Here is a 20,300-nt window from a genome sequence, read left to right as displayed (position 1 = left end):
GCTGAAACTGGTTATTCTATGTAGATATGCAAGAGTGGCTGGTAAAAATTTTTCAGTTAATCTATCTCGCCTAAAAAAGCAGGATTTGTCGAATCCTTTGGCTAACCCTGAAAGATATGCAAAAGACTATTACTTACGCATAAAACATATCATAATGTTGAAAACAAATATTCTTATGCGAAGTTTGGGAGCTGGGCAAAGAACGTGTATGAGTTTTATCTAAAGAGCGAGGATCGCTTAAACGAGTTTTATCACAAATACAAAGATCATGACTGGTTATTTATTCTACCGATCATGTTGTTGGCGCTGACGAGAACCCTAGAACATTTTTTCTGGCTATTGTCCTCAGGAAGGGGATTCCCGCAAGCTGCTGACAGCAAATGGTATCTCGATTATGCAACCGGACTGCTGAAAGATTTTAACGTTGGTTTGCATATGAATGATATTATGTATTTCGGCTATAACATGCTACTCACTCTGTTGTTGGCATTGTTTGAAGACCCGGTCGCCGTTCTGTTCATCCAGTCAGTGATTTCCGGACTGAGTGTCATCCTGGTCTATAAAATCGCCCTTATTTTGTTTAATCGCAGTACGGCTATCCTGGCAGCTCTGTTTTATGCGACACGCTGGGAGATTACCCTATGGTCAATGTATATTCTCTCAGACAGCTTTTTTATCAGTGTCCTGCTGTTATGTGTCTACTTTTTGCTGATGGCGTTTGAATCAGATAAAAAGAACTATAAAATTCTATTTGCCGTGACTGCAATTTATATGATGGTTTTTCGCCCGACCGGCATCATGACCATGGCCGTTATTCTGGCGTATATCGCGATTCGGCTGGGTAAGAAACGGATAGCGGTTGGTCTGAACCAATATCGGAGACCCATTGCCGGCGCGCTGTTATCAATTTTCGCTATCGGTATTTATCTGTATAGCAGTCACAAGTTTGATCCGCTGCTTCAATCCCTGCAGGTCAATGTCAAAATGGTCTTATACAATGTTTATGCCAAAGGCTGGCTGTATGACCTGGCCACACCGTATGATCATTTTTTTCGGCCGGATTATCGGGTTAATTGGTATGGCAGTTTGTTTATTAGCTTTATCGTCAACAATTGGGACCATGTGTCCATTTTATACGTCAAACGGGCGATTGGCTTTTTGGGCAAATGGGTTTGGCAAATTGATTTGAGCAGTCTGACAGGCATTGGCCAGTTTCTGTATAATGTGACGCCGACGGCGCTATTTACCGTTGGTAGCATCGCCGCTGTCCGGGATGAAAAATTCCGTAAAGCGTCAATCGTCTGGCTGCTGATTCTCGCGGTTTTCGCTTTTTGTCTGGTCCTGTTCATCGATTGGATGTACCGCTACCGGTATCCTGCGGTTCCGTTTATTGCGATTGCCGCAGCGTTTGGAGCGGATCAGATCCTGCGTTGGACGTTGATTCGAGTAAAAAAAATTGCGGGGTTGTTGCAGTATGCAAATAGAAAAAACACTGGCTGTCATACCGGCTTTTAATGAGCAGAATAACATCCTGAAAGTAATCCGCGATATCCAGACGAGTCTGCCCGAGGTCGATATTCTTGTTATCAATGACTGCTCAGCAGACAACACGTCAGCAACAGCCAAATTGGCGACTGGCGTAAAAGTGGTGGACTTGCCGTGTAATTTGGGGATTGGCGGCGCTGTTCAAACGGGATTTAAGTATGCCCGCGATGCGGGGTATGAGTATATGGTGCAGATTGATGGCGATGGACAGCATATTGCTGGCGAGGTGCGAAAGCTGGCTGACACAATGGCGCGCACTGGATGTGATATGGTGATCGGCTCGCGTTTCCTTGATGTGAAGTCGTTTCGTACGACGTGGGCGAGGCGCTGCGGTATCAAGATTTTTTACTATTTGTTCCGATTGCTGATCCAGACTAAAATTAGTGATAGTACCTCTGGTTTTCGACTATACAATCGAAAAAGCATCGATTTATTATCCCGCTACTATGCTAATGACTATCCTGAGCCTGATGCGATTATTCTGCTCAACAAGCACGGCCTTCGCCTGTGCGAGGTTGGCGTAACCATGCAGCCGCGGCAGAATGGTGAGTCCTCGATAACTCTGTTGAAAAGTCCTTACTACATGGCAAAGGTTCTCTTGTCGATCTTCTGCTCCTGTACCCGGACTAGAGGTCGAACCGGATGATGACAGGCGTAAATATTGATAGGATTCATTTGCTGGGGATTGCCTTTAGCCTGATTATCATCATTTCCGTGTTTCTGCTGGTCAGGCAGCGGCTAATCAAGGAAAAATATTCGCTGGTGTGGTTCTTCATTGGTGCGTTTACGCTGATGATGTCGCTCAACACAGACCTATTTCACGGTTTTTCTGTTCTGATTGGAGTCGACTATGCACCGTCGGCGTTTTTTGCCATTCTTGTCGCATTTGCCTATCTGCTGCTGTTAAACATGAGTGTCAGTATCACCAGCTTAAACCGGAAGAACAAAGCACTGACTCAGGAGTTAGGCTTAACCAAGCTGAGACTGGAAGAACTGGAAAAGAAAATAAACAAGGCGGAATTATGATTAATTATCTATTACTGTTCGGCAGTGTAACGATGACGGTAGTTGCCAGTACCTTGCTGAAAATCGGCAGCCGCACGGTCGATTTTGATGGCGGACTGCTGGCGATTGCACTAGGGTATGTATCGACGCCGACTATTATCGCTGGCTTTGCCAGTTATGCGTTGGCGGCGGTGCTGTGGGTGTACTGTTTGTCGCAGTTTGATCTTAGCTATGTGACGTTTGTCTCCAGTGTTCAGTATGTGCTGCTAATTATCGTGTCGATTTTTATCTTTCAAGAGCAGATCAGCCTGATGCGTTGGGTTGGCTGCGCTTTTATTATGATCGGCGTCGTTTTTTGGCTGAAAGGATAACCATGAAATTATTCAGGTGTGTCGCCTATCGCCCGACTATGCAGGATGAGTGGGACCATTTAGCACTCTCGAAAGGCACGATTTTTCACACAACTGCGTTTAGACAGATATTGCTGGAATCCTTTGGCTACCGTTGCGCCTATCAGGTGATTCTTGATCAGCGTGACCGGATTTGCGCGCTGCTGCCGCTGGTTGCCGGGCACAATCTTGGGCTGAAATCTGTGGCTGTAGCCTTGCCGTTTGTTAACCATCTTGACATTTGCGCCGAGAGCGAAGCAGCCTGGCGGTTCGCTCTGGAGAGCCTGCCTGCTTTGCGTGAACAGTATCATTTTAAATATTTGGAACTGCGTTTGAAAACACAGGATTGGGATAGACCGGATTGGACATCCAACCTCGAACATTACACCTTTGTCTTGCCGCTGTCAGAGGATGAGGAAAAGGTGCTGTCGCTGTCGACCCCCAGTAACCGCAATCATGTGCGCAAGGTTTACCGAAACAACTGGTTTACTGTTTCATTTGATCCCGGTCATCTCGACGCGTTTTATCAGGTATACGGCAAGCGGATGAAACAACTGGGATCACCGGCACCGGATATCGGTTTTTTTAAGCGGTTTTTCGACTATCTGCCTGACCAAGCATACTTGCTGTCAGTGCTTGACCGCGAAACAAAACAGGTTGTTGGCGGCATGCTGCTGTTGACCAGTCCCGGCGATCAGACTCTGTATTATCCCTATGGCGCTAATCTTGTCGAGTATAATAACAAATACTTGAATAACTTTATGTATTGGGAAGCTGTACGGTTTGGCATCGGCCAGAAACTGAACTATCTGGATCTGGGCCGGTCACAGCTCGGGTCTGGCACCTACACTTATAAAGAGCAGTGGGGCGCTGCCGCTGAACAACTTAACTATCTGGTGTATTCAGGCGGCCAGGCAAGTGCCGGTCCGCCTGACCGTAAAAAGCTCAGTGTGTTTGTCGGATTGTGGAAGGCGGCTCCTGCCTTCATTACCGATACGGTCGGCAAGCATTTGATCCCGTATGTTTTACCCTAGGCGTTATTTGGTTTCATCAGTGGAGGCTGCTAATAATGAGTACTACGAATTGGAAACAATACTTTGATCAAAAAGCCGAACGACACGGCGCGTCTGTGAAATCATCCGATTATTTTGATGATGCCAGCTTTTTTATGCAGCGTGATAACACATTGCGCTGGCTGGGAAAAATGCGAGGTAAGGAAATCCTTGATGCAGGCTGTGGCGTGGGTGCGTTCAGTGAACCGTTGACTCACGAAAACACGGTGTATGGGGTGGATTTTTCGGAAAAGAGTCTAGAATTCGCCGCAGGCCGCGGTCTCCGTACAATGACAGGAGATTTGACGGCATTGCAATTTGACGCTGGTAAGTTTGATGTCGTGTTGTGTATCGGCGTTATTCAATTAATCGAATGCTATTTGCCTGTTATCAAAGAACTGGCCAGGGTCACAAAGCCAGGGGGAACGTTACTAGTGCAAACTTTACACAAAGACTCGATCCAGAGAAAGCTTCTCCGGCTGTTTGAACAGAGCAAGAAGTTTGACAAGATGTATGGCATGGACGAGCTCAAACAGGCATTAAGTCAACAAGGCTTTGAGCAGATCGAGTTCTTGAAGCTGTACCATCCGTTTCAATTTGTGAGCATGAGTTGTGGTGAAGGCATGATGTCTGATTTGTTTTGCACGTCATTTGCGATCAAAGGGAGAAAGAAAATTGACTAAACCGGACAAAATAGGCAGCAATATGCTCTCCTTTGATACAGAGGAATGGTTTCACGCCAACTATGACAATATCAATCCAGATCTGTTCAGAGGACAGGGTTCAAATTTCAGAGCCCAGATGGATACTCTGCTTCAGTTATGCAGCGATACCGGCTCAAGAGCCACCTTCTTTGTGCTTGGCTGCGTCGGTGAGGATTATCCTGATGTCGTGAAGGCGATTGCTCAGCAAGGCCATGATGTCGCTTCTCATGGCTATGGTCATCAGCTGGCCTATCAACAAACCTATGATGAGTTTAAGGCTGATGTGAAGAAATCTGTATCTATACTCGAGGATATTACAGGCAACAAGGTTCAGGGGTACCGGGCGCCATCCTGGTCAATCATTGAAAGCAACCTGCATTACCTCGCAGCGTTGGAGGAACTGGGGCTGACCTATGATGCCAGTATTTTCCCAGTCAAAACGTTTCTATATGGTATTCCGACAGCGCCCACTGAGATTCATCAGCCGCGAGTCAATAATAGAATGCTTAACCTGTATGAAGTCCCGACGTCGGTCGTGAAACTATTCGGCAAAAATATTGGCTTCTCTGGCGGGTTTTATTTCCGGTTTTTTCCGAAGTTCTTAATCAAGCATGCTATTCTCGCCGCCAACCGTCAAGGTAGAAGTTGCATCGTTTATCTGCATCCCAGAGAAATCGACTCCACCGAGCAGCGACTGAGACTACCACATCTCGAGTCGTTTATCCATTACTGTAATATTGACAGCACTAAAGCCAAACTGGAGGCTATTATGCAAAGCTTTCAATTTACATCGATTGCAGACCATTTGCGGAACAAATAGTAAAATAAAAGGGCTCTCTGCCAGCGGTTTCCGCAGGCAGAGAGCCCTTTCGTCTTTGTTTCTAGTCGTTTAGCACAGAGGTGCAATGCGGGCAACGAGTTGCCTTGAGTGAAATAGTGGAAAAGCAATGATTACATTCTTTGGTGGTTGGCTCAGACGGCGCCGGGGCGGGCTTTTTCTGAAGACGAGTGAATAATTGTTGAATCACAAAGAAGATAACGGCAGCTACAATCAAAAAGTCGATGACATTATTTATGAATAGGCCGTAATTAATTGTCGGTGCGCCGGCTGCTTTGGCTTGTGCCAGTGTAGCATAAGGCTTGTCCGATAAATTGATAAATAAATCGGCAAAACTCACTTTGCCTAAGATAAGACCAATCGGCGGCATTAAGATGTCATTAACAAATGAGGTTACAATCTTACCAAAAGATGCTCCAATAATAACACCGATCGCTAGGTCGACGACATTGCCTCTTAAGACAAATGCTTTAAATTCTTTAAGCATATTATTTCCCCTTTATTTCATCAGCCTTCAGTGATATTATACCCGAAATACCGGATTTTGAGAAGCATACATGCAGGATTTTGAAGGGATCATACCTAATTCAGGAATACATAGCTAAAGTGCCAGAGTTGCGATTTTGTCTGATTTGACGGAAAATGTAGAAAAAAATGACTAGTGTGGCAGGAACTGTGATGTTTCAGACCGAAACATGGTATTGCAACTAATTCGCATCCGTTTAGCCGCCTTGATGGGGTTAAACCATTGGAGCTGCCTGGATGTGCAGGATTTGCGCCATTTATTGCCGTTTTTTTTCGAATCGGTATGGCTTTTAATATGGCATGAATTTTGCAAGAGAAGTCTCTAGTTGCTGGCTGAATCCGGCAATAGAGACTTTTTTCCATCTTGCACGGATGTTATAACTTTCACAGCTTTGTTTGTATCTATTTAGTAAGAGGGAGGTGGACTTATTGATGCAGGATTTTGGCGCTATTGGATTTCTGATCTGTGTTGCTATTATTTTCCCGATCGTCCCGCTGATCATCTCGCGATTTTTACAGCCGAGACGGCCAACATCAGCGAAACTATCCACATACGAGTGCGGCATTGAACCGATTGGACGGGCCTGGGTGCAGTTTAAGGCCAGTTATTTTCTCTATGCCCTTGTGTTTGTCGTGTTTGATGTGGAAACTGTTTTCCTCTATCCCTGGGCCGTCCAGTTTCGGTCTCTGGGCTTGTTTGCCGTTGTTGAGATGCTTGTATTCATGGGAATTTTACTGATTGGTTTGGCGTATGCCTGGAAGAAAGGAGCTCTGGAATGGAAGTAACAACAGAGGAATGGCTGAAACATAATGTCATTGTGACCTCGATTGAAGCAGTGTTGAATTGGGCGCGGGGAAATTCCATGTGGCCGCTGACGTCAGGTCTGGCTTGCTGTTCGATCGAAATGATGCACGCCTCGGCCAGCCGCTTTGACTTGTCCCGCTTTGGCTATGAAGTGTTTAGACCATCGCCGCGGCAGGCGGATGTGATGCTGACGACCGGTACGCTGACCTGGAAAATGGCGCCAGTTTTTGTCAAACTGTATGAGCAGATGCCTGACCCGAAATTTGTGGTGGCGATGGGCAGCTGCGCGATTTCCGGCGGCCCGTTTGTGGATTCGTATTCGGTAGTTCCAGGGATTGACAAGGTGGTCCCGGTTGATGTCTTTATACCTGGCTGTCCGCCGCGACCGGAAGCGCTGATTCATGCGATGATTGAACTGAAACGCAAGATACAGCATCCTGATGTCGTAGAAAAGCAGCGGATTGAGAGGTTGAGCGGCCATGGCTGGTAAGTATGTCGCGATAGACGCGCTTCAGGCGCTTGTCGCTGAAATAGTTGGTCTGGAGTTAGTCGGCGATTGTCCTGAACTATATGTGACGCCAGAGGCGGTGCTGCTGGCAGGAGAAAAGCTGAAAAATTCACCCTCGCTGCAGTTTGATCATTTGGCCAGCGTGACGGCGGTGGATTACCCTGAGTACATTGAGCTGGTGTATCACCTGTATTCCCGTACGTTGAAGCATGAGCTGGTTATGAAGGTGCGGACACAAAAACAGGGGGACAAGCTGCCGAAGGCGGCATCAGTCGTTTCGCTGTGGCCGACGGCGGATTTTCAGGAGCGGGAAGTGTATGATTTAATGGGAGTAACCTTCACAGGTCATCCCGACCTGCGGCGCATCTTGCTGCCGGAGGACTTTGTCGGTCATCCGCTGCGCAAAGAGTTTAAATTCCCATCGCTACGGGAGAGGGGTGTGACGCCATGCTAAGAACGGAAGTCTATACACTCAATATGGGTCCGCAGCACCCTAGCACGCATGGTGTTTTGCGGGTCATCCTCGAACTGGATGGGGAGACTGTGGTGCATGCTAGACCGGATGTCGGCTACCTGCATCGCGGCATTGAAAAGCTGGCCGAAAGCCGTACGTATCCCCAAGTGACACCGTATACCGATCGACTGGACTACGTTAGCGGGATGAGCAACAATTTAGCGTATTGCCTGACGGTAGAGAAGCTTCTCGGCGCTGAGATCCCTGAACGGGCACAGTATTTGCGGGTGATTATGGCGGAACTGAATCGCATTGCCAGCCATTTCGTCTGCATCGGCTCGATGGCGATCGATACAGGCGCAGTGACAGGCATGATTTTTGCTTTTCGCGGTCGTGAACGAGTCCTGGACTTATTTGATTTAATTTGCGGTTCCCGCATGACTTACAATTATGTTCGCATCGGCGGCGTTATGGCGGATGTGACGCCTGAATTTATGACCGCCTTGGAAAAGTTTGTTGAGGATTTCCCCGAATTACTCGGCAAATACGATACCCTGATGACTGGCAATGAGATATACTACCACCGGCTGGTGAGTACGGGAAAAATTTCCGGTGAGCGGGCGCTTGCCCTCGGCGTGACGGGCCCCATTCTGCGCGCCAGCGGCGTAGATGTCGATTTGCGCCGGGATCAGCCATATTCTGGGTACGACCGGTTCAAGTTTTCTGTGCCGCTGCGCCAGAATGGCGACAACTGGGATCGCTATACTATTCGTTTGGACGAGATGCGCCAGAGCATCGAGATTATCAAACAGGCGATGGCTTCACTGCCGGAAGGCCCGATTATGGCGAAGATTCCCAAAGTGATCAAACCACCGAAAGGCGAGGCCTATCATTGCATCGAAAGCCCGCGCGGCGAGCTGGGCTTCTACATTGTCAGCGACGGAGGACTAAAGCCGTACCGTATGCATGTGCGCCGTCCCTCGTTTATTAACTTGTCGGCGCTGGATGACATGTGCCGCGGTGATAAGTTGTCAGATGTGGTGGTTTCGTTAGCGACGCTCGATCCGATCTTGGGCGAAGTGGACTGCTGACAGGCGGTACGAAGGGAGTAGGAAGCATGGAACAAAGTATTTTAGTCTACGCCGCGAATTTCCTGCGCCAGCTGCTGGGCCAATTCCTGCCAGGGCCGTTCTGGGTGGACGCGGTTATGATGTTTGTCGGTATTAACTGCATCATCGGCATCATCAGCGGGGCGGCAATGATTTTTGTCTGGCTGGAACGCCGGGTTGCGGGTTATATGCAAGTCCGTCTGGGGCCCAACCGGGTTGGTCCGTTTGGTCTCCTGCAGCCGGTTGCTGATGCCTTAAAATTGCTGGGCAAAGAAGATATTCAACCAACGGCTGTCGATAAAAAGGTTTGGGCTCTGGCGCCAATCCTGCTGTTCATTCCGACAATGGCGGCCTATGCGGTTATCCCGTTTGATAAAGGGGTATCATACGCCGATTTGCATATTGGTGTCTTCTATTTCGTGGCTGTGTCGTCTCAGGCAACACTGCCGTTTCTCATGGCCGGCTGGGGCTCTAACAACAAATACTCGTTGCTTGGCGGGATGCGTACAGTCGCCCAGATGATCAGCTATGAAATTCCGATGGTTTTTTCCATCTTAGGCGTGGTCATGCTGACAGGGTCGCTCAAACTGAGCGATATTGTCACCTCGCAGGCTAGTGTATGGAATATTGTTTTGCAGCCGGTTGCGTTCATCATTTACGTTATCGCCGCGACTGCTGAAGTCAATCGGACTCCGTTTGATTTGGTGGAAGCCGAATCAGAGATTGTAGCCGGTCCGTTCACAGAGTATAGCGGCATGCGCTATTCACTGTTTTTCATGGCTGAATATGCCAACCTGTTAGCTGTCTCGATGATTGCAACAACATTGTTCTTGGGCGGCTGGAACGGTCCTTGGCTGCCGGGCTGGATATGGTTCGCCATCAAGAGTCTGGCGATGGTTTATGTTATTATGTGGTTTCGCTGGACGTTTCCCCGACTCAGAGTAGACCAGCTGATGCACTTCGGCTGGAAAGTCCTGCTGCCGCTGGCGCTTGTCAATATGCTGGCAACTGGGCTGGGCATCTACCTGTTCGGGCTGATGAGTTAGGAGGAGCGTTATGTTCGGAAAAGGTCTATTAACCGGTATGTGGGTTACCTTGAAAACAGTCTTCGGCAAAAAAGATACTGTTGAATACCCGGATGTCAAGATTCCGATGACAGCCCGCTTCCGCGGTGGCGTAATTGATCTCAACGTGCAAAAATGCATTGCGTGCGGGCTGTGCGCACTATCGTGCCCGAATGAGGCCATCGCGCTGACGACGGAAAAAACGGAAGATAATAAGAAGCGGCTATCGTCGTATCACTACGTGTCCGGTTACTGCTTGTTCTGCAATCTTTGTATTGAAGCCTGTCCTACGAAGGCGATTGTCTGGGATAAAAACTACGAAATTGCATCTTATCACAAAGAATTTCTCAATTATGACTGTATGGCCCGAGCCGCGGCTGCTCAAACCAAGCCAGCCGAGGCGGCGATCGTTCAGGATACGGTAGTAAACAGAGAGGGAGGGGTCAGCCTTGGCGGGTGATGTTGTCTACACAGTCGCGTTTTATGCACTGGCGACGCTTTGTCTGGCTGCTGCCGCAGGCGTGATCTTTCAGAAAAATTTGGTTCATAGTGCCTTGTGTCTGGCGCTGACGTTTGTCGGCATCGCCGGATTATATGTACTGCTGCAGGCTGACTATTTGGCTGCTGTGCAGCTGCTGGTGTATAACGGCGCGGTGGCGATCATGATCGTTATCGGAATTATGCTGACCCAGCAGGGGGATATGGCGAAAAGCAATCCTTCTAACCGATTGGTCATTCCAGCCGCTGTAGTGTCAATAGCGCTGCTAGCTGTGTCTGGCTGGGCGGTTTATGGCACAAAATGGACGGTTTCCAGTCAGGCTCCTGCCACTTCGCTGGAAGCGATCTCTAAGCTGCTGTTTAACGACTATGCTGTGGCGTTTGAAGCTGCCGCCGTGTTGCTACTGGTCGCCATGGTAGGCGCGATTACGCTGGCGAAGGGGGCGGATGAATGATGATCGGATTGGAGCATTACTTAACCGTAGCAGCAGGGTTGTTCGCACTCGGTCTGTTCGGACTGTTTACGAAACGTAACACTGTAGCGGTATTGATGTCAATTGAACTCATGCTCAACGCGGTGAATTTAAATTTAGTGGCGTTCTCACGGTTTGTTACTCCCGAAGTGGCAACCGGCCAGGTCTTTGTCGTGTTCAATATCGCTGTCGCGGCAGCGGAAGTAGCGGTTGGTCTGGCCATGGTGTTTGCCATCTACCGTGACCGTCGCACTGTCAATGTAGATGAACTTGATTGGATGAAGTGGTAGGAGGCGGAATGATGGACTTTCTGACGTACTCGCTGCATCACGCTTGGCTGATTCCGCTGTTACCGGCTTGCAGTTTTTTGCTGATCGTGTTTGCGTTTTATTCGTTGCCCCGGCTAGCGGCAGCGACTGCTATCACCGCACTCGGCAGCGCCTTCACGTTGGCTGCGGGAGTGGCGGCGGCTGTTGTCAGCGGCGGTATCAGTGTCGAAAAACCGTTTATCAGCAAGGTCAACTGGTTTGCCATCACAGGTTTATCGGTGGATTGGGGCGTACTGGTTGATCCGATTTCAGCGATGATGCTAATTGTTGTTTCTTTGGTTGCTTTTTTGGTGGCAATCTACTCGGTGGGTTATATGCACGGCGATCCGGGTTTCTCCCGCTTCTTCGCCTACATCTCACTGTTTGCCGCTTCGATGTTGGGTATGGTGCTGGCAGTCAATCTACTGCAACTGTTTGTGCTGTGGGAATTGGTCGGCCTCTGCTCGTATCTGTTGATTGGTTATTATTTCTATAAAGTTTCTGCCCGCGAGGCAGCTAAAAAAGCGTTTATGACCACTCGCATCGGCGATTTTGGTCTACTGCTAGGGATTCTCCTGATGCAAGTAATGTTCGGTACACTTGATTTTCAAGAGTTGACTGCTAAACTGCCTGGCTTTATTGCCAGCTCTGGCAGCGGATTGCTGACCGTGGCTGCACTGTTGATCTTCTGCGGACCGGTAGCTAAATCCGGTCAGTTTCCGCTGCATGTTTGGCTGCCGGATGCGATGGAAGGCCCGACGCCGGTATCGGCGCTGATTCATGCTGCTACCATGGTCGTGGCCGGGGTCTATTTGATCGCTCGCTCCTATATGCTGTTCGCTGATTTGCCGAGCGCGCTGACAGTGGTTGCCTGGTTTGGTGGAATCACCGCTCTATTCGCCGCTGTTATAGCCTTGACGCAGCGGGAGATCAAACGAATACTTGCCTACTCGACCGTCAGCCAACTTGGTTACATGATGTTGGCTCTTGGTGTAGGCAGCCTGACAGCGTCGATGTTTCATTTGATGACCCATGCATTTTTCAAAGCACTGCTGTTCCTTGGCGCCGGATCGGTGATGCATGCGCTGCATGATACAGCCGATATTTTCAAAATGGGCGGATTAAAATACAGCATGAAAGTCACCCATGCAACGATGGGCATTGCCGTGCTGGCGATTGCTGGGATTCCGCCGTTTGCCGGCTTCTTCTCAAAGGATGAAATTCTGTTGGCTGTATCGGAAGTTAGTATGCCATTGTACTTTATCGCTGCATTGACGGTGGTATTGACTGCCTTTTACATGGGGCGCATGTTCTTCAACGTATTTTATGGCGAACCTGATCCGCATCAGCATCCTCATGAATCTGGCGGCTGGATGTTGTTTCCCCTGGTTGTACTGGCTGTATTATCTGTCGTGGGCGGAATCGTGCCGTTCGCGCTTGGCTTTGGCGACTGGGTACGGTTTGGTCCAACGCATCACGCTGGCATCAACTGGGCGATCGCCGGTAGTTCGACTCTGTTTTCGATCGCGGCGCTGGCGCTGGCCTGGCGGATGTATGGCAGCAAACAATTGTCAGCCGACGCGGTGGCGGCTAAGCTGCCCTGGCTATACACGCTGAGCTACAATAAGTTTTTCGTTGATCAGTTTTACACGTTGATCAGAAGTATATTTGTCGACGGGCTGGGAGCCGTCCTCTATTGGATTGATGTCAATATCGTCGACGGACTGGTCAATAATCTGTCACGTAGTTACGCTACTGCTGCGGGTCTGGTTCGCAAACTACAGTCTGGTAAGATTCAACAATACGCGTTGGTCTATTTCGCTGCTGCGATCGTGTTGGTCGTTTGGCTGGGAGGTGTACGGTAATGAATTTTCCTGTGCTGACCAGTCTATTGTTGGCTCCCATCCTGGGGGCGGCAGCAATTACTGCATTGCCAAAGGATGCTGAAAAAACGATTAAGAATGTGGCAGCGTTTTGCATGAGTGTCACGCTAGCACTGTCTTTGTATGTCTTTATAAACTATGACCTGCAGGCAGGCGGCATGCAGTTCACTGAGCTGATTCCTTGGGTCAAGGATTTAGGTGTCAGCTACTCCATGGGGGTTGACGGTATTTCGCTGCCAATGGTGCTCTTAACCGCGATCATTGGCTTTTCGTCAGTCTTCTCGTCCTGGGGTGTGTCAGAGCGGCCGAAGGAATTCTTCATCCTGCTGCTGCTGTTAATCGCCGGGGTTATGGGGACGTTTATCACCCGTGATCTGTTTATTTTCCTGCTATTCTATGAAGTGGTGGTCATTCCTATTTACATCATGGTTATTCTCTGGGGCTCTTCCAAACGGGTCACGAAAGAATACGCCGGCATCAAGCTGACCATCTACTTGCTGCTTGGTTCAGCCTGCATGCTGGTAGGTGTCGTGGCGCTGTACCTAGCTGCTTACCCGGCAGGAGAGCGGACGTTCAGCATGGAGGCGTTAGTGAAAGCACAGGAGTTGGGCCGTTTCGCGGAAGGCTTTCAAATTTGGACCTTTCTGTTGTTGTTGCTCGGCTTCGGCTCGTTATTGTCGATGTGGCCATTTCACAGTTGGTCGCCTGACGGTTACGCCGGCGCTCCGACTGCTGTATCGATGATCCACGCCGGCGTATTGAAAAAAATTGGCGGTTATGGTCTGATCCGTCTCGGCCTGCTGACACTGCCGTTAGGGGCGAAGTTCTGGGCGCCGATGATTGCCACCCTGGGTGTGATCAATGTCGCCTATGCCGCGTTTATCGCGATGGCGCAGAAGGATCTGAAGTATGTTGTTGGTTATTCATCTGTGTCCCACATGGGCTATGTGTTGATCGGCTTTGCGGCGCTTAATCCGGTGGGGATTAACGGCGCAATCGCTAATATGTTCGCCCATGGCGTGATGGCTGCTTTGTTTTTCTCTATGATCGGCTTTGTCTATGAGAATACTCATATTCGGTCGATTCCAGATTTGGGCGGACTGGCGCATCAGATGCCGCGCGCTGCCACCGGATTTATGATCGCCGGCATGGCGTCTCTCGGACTACCGGGCTTGGTTGGCTTCATTCCCGAGTTTACGATCTTTCTAGGCGCGTTTTCCCAGTTTCCCGTGCTGGCGACGCTGGCGATTGCGGGTATTATCCTGACTGCTCTTTATGTGCTGCGGACTCTGGCCAATATCTTATTTGGCCCGCGTCTCAGTCAGTTTGACCGCTATGCGGATATTTCCGGGCCAGCTATGGTTCCGCTGGTGATGTTAGGTGCATCGGTTGTGCTGTTTGGACTGTTCCCGGCATTATTGCTGCGCGTGGTTGATAGCGGCGTTGCACCCTTGCAACCGCTGCTGACCAAGTTGCAAGGCGCTAATGCGATCAGCATGCTGACATCGCTGCTAGGAGGGAACTGACGTGAACTTTTCGCTACTAACAACTGAATTGCTTACCATCGGACTGGCCTTGCTATTGCTGGTTCTCGATCTGCTGATTCCGGCTAAGGAATCACGGCGGGGAGTGGGTTATCTGGCGATCATCGGCTTGGCTGGGATAATCGGCTATACATTTACCCTGTATGGCGGCCGCGAATCCTTTTATCAGGGGTTGTTTGTTCTCGATAATTATGCCGTGTTTTTCAAACAACTGTTTTTGATCGCGGCATTGCTGACCATCCTATTCTCGTTTGACTATGTGGAACGGCTGCGGCGTTGGCAGGGTGAGTTTTATGTACTGCTGGTTACTACCACGGTTGGCATGATGCTGATGGCCTCAGCAAATGACTTCATTACTCTATATGTGGGCATGGAACTGATGACAGTGACCTTCTTCATCCTGGTCGGCTATGTGATCGGCGACGGTCGCTCGAGTGAGGCCAGCCTAAAGTATCTGATCATCGGCGCGGCTTCGTCAGCGGTATTCCTGTATGGCGTTAGTTTGGTTTTTGGTTCAACCGGCTCACTGGCATTGTCAGAAATTCTGACTAAAGCGGCCTATTCGCCGGCGACGCTGGTCGGCATGGCGTTCGTATTTGTTGGCTTTGCCTTTAAAGTGTCGGCTGTACCGTTTCATATGTGGGCGCCGGATGTTTACGAAGGAGCGCCTGTGCCAGTCACCGCGTTGCTGGCCATGGCCTCGAAGGCGGCCGGATTCGCCGTTCTGGCGAGGGTTTCGGTGCAAGGCCTTAACGGTCAGGTATTCAATTGGATCCTGGTCGCAGCTTGTTTATCCGCTTTAAGCATACTAGTCGGAAACCTGGTTGCGATTTCGCAGACCAATATTAAACGCATGCTGGCCTATTCCTCGATCGCTCAGGCAGGCTATATACTGGCCGGATTGGCGGCAGGCAGTCAGGCGGGAATCAAGGGGCTGCTGTTTTATGCCATGTTGTATGTGTTCGCCAACGTCGGCGCATTCGCCGTAGTGACTGCCGTCAGGCTGAACGAGGGATCTGATGATATTACCGCCTTTGGCGGACTGTCACGGCGCTCTCCGATGCTGGCAGCAGTGATGACGATATCGCTCTTGTCCATGGGCGGTATTCCGACTCTCGCTGGCTTTGTCGGCAAGTTTTATCTGTTCAGCGCGGCAGTCGAGAGTGGTTTGCTCTGGCTGGCATTTTTGGGCTTTGTGATGTCAATGATCTCGGTCTATTACTACCTCATGGTGGTTAAGGCCATGTATCTTTACCAACCAGCCAATCCCGGTCAGCTTGAATACAGCAGCCCACTCGGCTGGGCCGCATTTTTGAGCATGGCCCTGACGGTGTTGTTTGGTATCTATCCCGAACCGCTGGCAAGACTGGCGGGGATAGCAGCTAAATCGCTATTCTAGGGTTGAAGGTTAGAAGTTTTTTGGAGAAAGTAAAAGCGCCGGATTATGCACGGCGCTTTTACTTTTGTCATTTCACGGCAATACTCTAGATAAATCAAAAAAAACAAAGGATTTTCAGGTGCGAATCCAGAAAAAATTAACAAGAGTAAAGTGAGGCTGGAGGTAACGAGATGGAACACGAAACGATGACTGCCGAAACGCTGGCAAAGTATGAACAGTATATCAATCCGTCCATGGCCCGGCTGTTCCGGTTCATGGGTCTATCTACAATTGAATGGCAAGCCGAAGGTTCGGTCATTACTGACATTAATGGTAAGGAATATATTGATTGCCTAGGTGGCTATGGGGTATTTAGTTTGGGACACCGCCATCCTGAGGTGGTCGCAGCCGTCAAACAGCAACTCGATATGATGCCCCTTTCAAGCAAGATTCTTCTCGATAAGCCGATGGCAGATCTGGCCGAACTTATGGCTCAGATCACCCCTGGCGACTTGCAGTATAGCTTTTTCGGCAACAGCGGCACAGAGGCGGTGGAGGGGGCTCTCAAACTGGCCCGGCTACACACAGGCCGCAAGAAGATAGTCGCCACAGTCAATTCTTTTCATGGCAAGACGATGGGGGCGCTGAGCGCAACTGGACGCGATTTGTTCCGCGAGCCGTTTTTGCCTCTAATTGATGGATTCACTCACGTCCCATTCGATGACATTGAGGCATTAAAAAACGCGGTTGACGACCAGACTGCAGCCGTTATTATCGAGCCTATCCAAGGCGAAGGCGGCATTATCGTTCCCCATGACGACTATCTGCCTGCCGCGCGGGCCATTTGCGACCAGCATGGTGCGCTTTTAATTTGCGATGAAGTTCAGACAGGTCTGGGCCGTACCGGCAAGCTATTTGCTTGTGAACACTATGGCGTTGTGCCTGATATTCTTGCCACCGCCAAAGCATTAGGCGGCGGCGTCATGCCCATTGGCGCTTTTACCGCTCGTCCGTTTGTTTGGGATAAGTTAATCAACAGCCCATTTCTGCACACCTCTACTTTTGGTGGCAACCCGCTGGCCTGCGCTGCCGCTATAGCGGCTATTAACGTAATGCAACGTGATAAGTTGGCCGAACGTGCGGCTGCCGTCGGTGAATCATTACTGGCCAAACTGCGCGAGCTGGCGCAGAAGTATCCTGAGGTGATTAAGGAAGTGAGAGGCAAAGGGCTGATGATTGGTCTTGATTTAACTAAAGAGGGCGTCGGTGGTATGCTGATGAATGAGTTGATTTCAAACGGCGTGCTTGTTGCCTATACGCTAAACAACCCCAAAGTCATACGCATGGAGCCGCCACTGACCATCGCAGCAGACCAGGTTGAACGGGTTCTGGGCGTGCTGACCAAAGCGGTGGCAGCGGCCCAAGAAGTGATCGAAGATTTATAAGGAGTGAAAACCATGCCATACGTAGAAGTAAAACTGCCGGTTGCCAGCAGCGCGGCCTCGATCTATCCGATTATCAAAGACATGGAAAAATATCCGCAATTCATGGCTGATTTGGTCAGCGTTGAGGTGCTTGAACGTACACCGGGTACCACAACGACTCGCTGGGTCTCGAATGTCGACGGACGGATTATCCGCTGGACAGAAGTAGATGTGTTTGACGACGAGAAAAAACACATCAGCTATAAACAGACTGAGGGCGATCTGAAAAAGTTTGAAGGCGAATGGGTGCTGACCGAGCTCGAGGATGGCAACACGGAGATCATGCTGACAGTGGACTTTGAATTTGGCATCCCGATGATTGCCGGTCTGTTAAATCCTCTGCTCAAGAAAAAGGTACGCGATAATAGCATGAACATGCTGAAGGCTATCAAAGATCGGTTGGAACAGGGACAGACAAATCAATCGCTAACGCCGAATTTGGCCTAAAACTGCCTGAATCGGCTGTTGTTAATTCTCAGTAAATTGCTTATAATTAAAACATGATAAATAAAGGAGGGGATTTGCCGCGAAACCGACATAACTGATTAGACTACTCCGTAAAGATATTATAACAACATAGCAAATATGGAGGTGTTCGCTCTGAATTCGTTAAAAACGACTTTTTTGCTCGCCCTGATGACCGGCTTGTTACTGGCTATTGGTAATATGTTCGGCGGTCGCGGCGGCATGATGATTATGCTGGTATTCTCTATCGGCATGAATTTTTTCAGCTACTGGTACAGTGATAAGATTGTTCTCAAAATGTATAATGCGCGTGAGGTAGATGCCTCGTCAGCCCCTGACTTGGTACGGATGGTTGCCAAACTGGCGCAGAAGGGCAACATGCCGATGCCCAAAGTTTACATTGTCGATACTGATACTCCTAACGCCTTTGCCACCGGTCGCGATCCAGAGCATGGCGCAGTTGCCGTGACGACCGCGATTATGCGAGCATTGAACTATGAAGAACTCGAGGGCGTTATCGCCCACGAGCTGTCGCACATCAAAAACCGTGATACCCTGATCAGCACAGTTGTCGCCTCGATTGCCGGCGTGATTACCTCTATTGCTCACATGGCGCAATGGGCTGCCATCTTCGGCCGCAGCAACGACGACGATAACGGTGGCATCCTGGAGTTCGTTTTCTTGGTCGTTCTCGCGCCTCTGGCTGCTACTCTAATTCAACTTGGTATTTCCCGTTCCCGCGAGTATGAAGCCGATGAAACCGGCGCAAAGCTGTCCGGCAAACCAATGGCTCTGGCCAGCGCATTGCAAAAGATCGAATACTATGCTAAACATCAGGTCATGCCGCAGGCGACTCAGTCCACATCCCACATGTTTATCATCAACCCGTTCAGCGGAATGGGTGGCTGGATGACTAGTCTGTTTAGCACCCACCCCACAACCCAGATGCGGGTCGCTAAGCTGCAAGAACTGGCCAATAAGGTTCGTTAATTTGCCGGTGCAAGGACCTCCTAAAAATTTAGGAGGCCCTTTTTTCGCCATGCCAAGCAGGAAACCACGGCCTGTTATGGAATATTTATCTATAGCGGACGGTTGGTTTTTTTCGCCAATGCGGCTAATAAACCCCATTTTGATTCATACTATATAGGATTAGAGTAATTGGGAGGGTTTGGTATGAGAAGAATGAACGCGTGGCTGAAGCAACTGACAGAGGCTCCTGGAGTATCTGGCTATGAGCAAAAGGTTAAAGATTTGCTAAAAATCCGTCTTTCTGATAAAGCTGAGGTATCGTATGATAAAATTGGTAGCATTATCTTCAAGAAAACCGGATCAGGCAGTGAACCTAAAATCATGCTGGCTAGTCATATGGATGAGATCGGTTTTATGGTTAAGTACATAACTAAAGAAGGCTTTTTAAAATTCGCGACTCTTGGTGGCTGGTGGGAACAGGTTATGTTAGGACAGCGAGTAACCATCTTCACCAGCAAAGGTGAGTTTCCCGGCGTGATTGGCAGCAAACCACCGCATATTCTCAGCGCTGAAGAACGCAAAAAGATGGTTGAAAAGAAGGATATGTACATCGATATTGGTGCCCAGGACGAACAGGAAGCCAAAGAATTGTTTGGTGTTCGCCCAGGTGATCCGGTCGTACCCTTTAGCGAGTTCACTATCCTTGGCAATGAAAAACTGTTGATGGCTAAGGCCTGGGATAACCGAGTCGGCTGTGCAATCATGGTTGAAGTGATGGAAAAACTTAATCAGATTAATCATCCTAACACTTTTTTCGGTGTGGGTACAGTGCAGGAAGAAGTCGGTCTGCGGGGCGCAACTACCAGTTCGAATGCCATTAAGCCGGATATCGGCTTTGCTATTGACACCTGTGTGGCAGGTGATACGCCGGGCGTCACCAGTGACCAGGCATCAAGCAAACTAGGCAAAGGAGTCGCGATCTCTATCTTTGACTCCAGCCTGATCCCTCACGCCAAGTTGCGTCGGTTTGTAACCGCAATAGCCGAAGAACGCAAAATCCCGTATCAATTGGAGTTTACAGAAGGCGGTGGCACGGACGCTGGTAAAATTCACCTGCACGATGCCGGCGTACCAAGCTTAGTGCTGAGCATTCCTACTCGCTATATTCACAGCCACAACAGCATCATTCATTGGGATGATTGCCAGGCGGCGGCTGATCTTTTGGTTGGCGTTGCGGAGACCTTAGATTATGCAAGATACAGGGAGTTGATTGAATAGATGCAGTATAGCGTTGCCCCGT

The 20,300-nt window shown here is 49.4% G+C and carries 23 protein-coding genes; 22 read left to right on the top strand and 1 reads right to left on the bottom strand.

What is annotated here, in order from left to right:
• Positions 1 to 204: 204 nt before the first annotated feature.
• Genes AXX12_RS06525 through AXX12_RS06495 form a run of 7 tightly spaced genes read left to right on the top strand, consistent with a single transcriptional unit; the run spans position 205 to position 5,515 of the window.
• Positions 205 to 1,515: a glycosyltransferase family 39 protein gene (locus tag AXX12_RS06525; protein WP_066239773.1), complete on the top strand. Its 1,311-nt coding sequence runs from the start codon at positions 205 to 207 to the stop codon at positions 1,513 to 1,515.
• Complete coding sequence (locus AXX12_RS06520; protein ID WP_066239770.1) at positions 1,475 to 2,191, top strand: glycosyltransferase family 2 protein; 717 nt, start codon at positions 1,475 to 1,477, stop codon at positions 2,189 to 2,191. The genes AXX12_RS06525 and AXX12_RS06520 overlap by 41 nt, the downstream gene beginning before the upstream one ends.
• A complete protein-coding gene (locus tag AXX12_RS06515) occupies positions 2,188 to 2,571 on the top strand; it encodes a DUF2304 domain-containing protein (protein ID WP_066239765.1) in 384 nt (127 codons plus the stop codon). Before AXX12_RS06520 ends, AXX12_RS06515 begins: the two co-directional genes overlap by 4 nt.
• Positions 2,568 to 2,921, top strand: coding sequence for a DMT family transporter (locus tag AXX12_RS06510; protein WP_066239761.1), 354 nt, complete (start codon positions 2,568 to 2,570; stop codon positions 2,919 to 2,921). Before AXX12_RS06515 ends, AXX12_RS06510 begins: the two co-directional genes overlap by 4 nt.
• 2 nt (positions 2,922 to 2,923) lie before the next feature.
• A complete protein-coding gene (locus tag AXX12_RS06505; protein WP_066239758.1) occupies positions 2,924 to 3,973 on the top strand; it encodes a GNAT family N-acetyltransferase in 1,050 nt (349 codons plus the stop codon).
• A gap of 35 nt (positions 3,974 to 4,008) precedes the next feature.
• Positions 4,009 to 4,674, top strand: a complete 666-nt coding sequence (locus tag AXX12_RS06500; protein WP_066239755.1) for a class I SAM-dependent methyltransferase — start codon at positions 4,009 to 4,011, stop codon at positions 4,672 to 4,674.
• Complete coding sequence (locus AXX12_RS06495) at positions 4,667 to 5,515, top strand: DUF3473 domain-containing protein (RefSeq protein ID WP_197470655.1); 849 nt, start codon at positions 4,667 to 4,669, stop codon at positions 5,513 to 5,515. The genes AXX12_RS06500 and AXX12_RS06495 overlap by 8 nt, the downstream gene beginning before the upstream one ends.
• 61 nt (positions 5,516 to 5,576) lie before the next feature.
• On the opposite strand, the gene mscL is transcribed toward AXX12_RS06495, so the two are convergent.
• The gene (gene mscL / locus AXX12_RS06490; RefSeq protein ID WP_066239752.1) at positions 5,577 to 6,020 is read right to left on the bottom strand and encodes a large conductance mechanosensitive channel protein MscL; all 444 of its coding nucleotides are present in this window, start codon (positions 6,018 to 6,020) and stop codon (positions 5,577 to 5,579) included.
• 467 nt (positions 6,021 to 6,487) lie between these two features.
• Between mscL and AXX12_RS06485 the strand changes: the two genes are divergently transcribed.
• The 15 genes from AXX12_RS06485 to AXX12_RS06415 all read left to right on the top strand — a co-directional run bounded on the left by AXX12_RS06485 (position 6,488) and on the right by AXX12_RS06415 (position 20,278).
• Positions 6,488 to 6,844 (top strand): NADH-quinone oxidoreductase subunit A, encoded by a 357-nt coding sequence (locus AXX12_RS06485; RefSeq protein ID WP_066239749.1) that lies wholly within the window; start codon positions 6,488 to 6,490, stop codon positions 6,842 to 6,844.
• Positions 6,835 to 7,353, top strand: a complete 519-nt coding sequence (locus tag AXX12_RS06480) for an NADH-quinone oxidoreductase subunit B (protein WP_066239746.1) — start codon at positions 6,835 to 6,837, stop codon at positions 7,351 to 7,353. Before AXX12_RS06485 ends, AXX12_RS06480 begins: the two co-directional genes overlap by 10 nt.
• A complete protein-coding gene (locus AXX12_RS06475; protein WP_066239743.1) occupies positions 7,343 to 7,825 on the top strand; it encodes an NADH-quinone oxidoreductase subunit C in 483 nt (160 codons plus the stop codon). Before AXX12_RS06480 ends, AXX12_RS06475 begins: the two co-directional genes overlap by 11 nt.
• Complete coding sequence (locus AXX12_RS06470; protein WP_066239741.1) at positions 7,819 to 8,916, top strand: NADH-quinone oxidoreductase subunit D; 1,098 nt, start codon at positions 7,819 to 7,821, stop codon at positions 8,914 to 8,916. Before AXX12_RS06475 ends, AXX12_RS06470 begins: the two co-directional genes overlap by 7 nt.
• A 26-nt stretch (positions 8,917 to 8,942) precedes the next feature.
• A complete protein-coding gene (nuoH, locus tag AXX12_RS06465) occupies positions 8,943 to 9,980 on the top strand; it encodes an NADH-quinone oxidoreductase subunit NuoH (protein ID WP_066239738.1) in 1,038 nt (345 codons plus the stop codon).
• A gap of 10 nt (positions 9,981 to 9,990) precedes the next feature.
• On the top strand, positions 9,991 to 10,458 hold the full coding sequence (locus AXX12_RS06460; RefSeq protein ID WP_066239735.1) for a NuoI/complex I 23 kDa subunit family protein: 468 nt from the start codon (positions 9,991 to 9,993) through the stop codon (positions 10,456 to 10,458).
• A complete protein-coding gene (locus tag AXX12_RS06455) occupies positions 10,448 to 10,951 on the top strand; it encodes an NADH-quinone oxidoreductase subunit J family protein (protein WP_066239732.1) in 504 nt (167 codons plus the stop codon). Before AXX12_RS06460 ends, AXX12_RS06455 begins: the two co-directional genes overlap by 11 nt.
• Positions 10,951 to 11,259 carry an NADH-quinone oxidoreductase subunit NuoK gene (gene nuoK, locus AXX12_RS06450; RefSeq protein ID WP_066240355.1) on the top strand — a complete coding sequence of 103 codons (309 nt, stop codon included), beginning with the start codon at positions 10,951 to 10,953 and terminating at the stop codon, positions 11,257 to 11,259. The genes AXX12_RS06455 and nuoK overlap by 1 nt, the downstream gene beginning before the upstream one ends.
• A gap of 11 nt (positions 11,260 to 11,270) precedes the next feature.
• Positions 11,271 to 13,142 (top strand): NADH-quinone oxidoreductase subunit L, encoded by a 1,872-nt coding sequence (nuoL, locus tag AXX12_RS06445; protein ID WP_066239730.1) that lies wholly within the window; start codon positions 11,271 to 11,273, stop codon positions 13,140 to 13,142.
• Positions 13,142 to 14,686, top strand: coding sequence for a complex I subunit 4 family protein (locus tag AXX12_RS06440; RefSeq protein WP_066239726.1), 1,545 nt, complete (start codon positions 13,142 to 13,144; stop codon positions 14,684 to 14,686). Before nuoL ends, AXX12_RS06440 begins: the two co-directional genes overlap by 1 nt.
• A gap of 1 nt (position 14,687) precedes the next feature.
• Positions 14,688 to 16,103, top strand: coding sequence for an NADH-quinone oxidoreductase subunit N (locus AXX12_RS06435; RefSeq protein WP_066239722.1), 1,416 nt, complete (start codon positions 14,688 to 14,690; stop codon positions 16,101 to 16,103).
• Between the two features lie 170 nt (positions 16,104 to 16,273).
• Entirely contained in the window at positions 16,274 to 17,527 is a 1,254-nt protein-coding gene (locus tag AXX12_RS06430) for an acetylornithine/succinylornithine family transaminase (protein WP_066239720.1), read from the top strand.
• 12 nt (positions 17,528 to 17,539) lie between these two features.
• Positions 17,540 to 18,013: a type II toxin-antitoxin system RatA family toxin gene (locus tag AXX12_RS06425; protein WP_066239718.1), complete on the top strand. Its 474-nt coding sequence runs from the start codon at positions 17,540 to 17,542 to the stop codon at positions 18,011 to 18,013.
• Between the two features lie 153 nt (positions 18,014 to 18,166).
• Positions 18,167 to 19,021, top strand: a complete 855-nt coding sequence (gene htpX, locus AXX12_RS06420; RefSeq protein WP_066240352.1) for a zinc metalloprotease HtpX — start codon at positions 18,167 to 18,169, stop codon at positions 19,019 to 19,021.
• Between the two features lie 183 nt (positions 19,022 to 19,204).
• Entirely contained in the window at positions 19,205 to 20,278 is a 1,074-nt protein-coding gene (locus AXX12_RS06415) for a M42 family metallopeptidase (protein ID WP_066239714.1), read from the top strand.
• The last annotated feature ends 22 nt before the right edge of the window (positions 20,279 to 20,300 follow it).

Origin of the sequence: Anaerosporomusa subterranea, from assembly GCF_001611555.1 — a bacterium.
In the GTDB taxonomy this organism is placed as follows: domain Bacteria; phylum Bacillota; class Negativicutes; order Sporomusales; family Acetonemataceae; genus Anaerosporomusa; species Anaerosporomusa subterranea.
Note: the sequence above shows the minus strand (reverse complement) of the source record. Positions and strands in the feature narration are given on the sequence as shown.